The 504-nt window shown below is 54.4% G+C and carries 1 protein-coding gene; it reads right to left on the bottom strand.

From position 1 onward, the window contains the following. Window positions 1–83: 83 nt before the first annotated feature. On the bottom strand, window positions 84–504 hold a 421-nt coding region (locus ACOCD2_RS26335; protein WP_419588374.1), incomplete at its 5' end, for a hypothetical protein.

Genomic DNA, 504 nt, shown 5'->3' with positions numbered 1-504 from the left:
AGCGCCAGCTCTACACCGGATACTTGCCAGGGACTCTTGATTCCCAGTATCTGGGCGTATAGGTCTTTGTCTCTCATAGGGGATTACGATAATCTACCCACTCCATTTGGGGAAGAGCCCATCTTTTTATCTGATGCAACGAGCTTGGCAACCAGTTTGTCGGGCAGGGCCAGCAGATCGGCTTTCGGATGTTTCTTCCCGTTGCGTGGTTTGCAGGTCTTGGGAATGGCTACGAGATCACCAATGTTCCGTCCGGGAACAAAACGGACATTGATGTTGGTGTTGTAGCCTGGGGGGATCCTCGCCTGAACCAGTCCGGGTGCAGGGTTGGGATCAGGATGTTCATCTTGCTGGGGAATTTTTTCCCTGATATTCAGGTTTTGCATTCGCTGCCAGCCATGGAGAGCGAAGCGAAGGCTGGTAGACCCCAGTAGCCGCGAGGCCGCACTGCTTACCCGTCGTGCGCATAGCGCCAGAGGGGAAGCAAAGTAGGCATCCAAACGC

The organism is Thiolapillus sp., from assembly GCF_048562965.1.
Taxonomy (GTDB): domain Bacteria; phylum Pseudomonadota; class Gammaproteobacteria; order Chromatiales; family Chromatiaceae; genus Thiolapillus; species Thiolapillus brandeum_A.
This window is presented reverse-complemented; position numbering and strand designations above follow the sequence as displayed.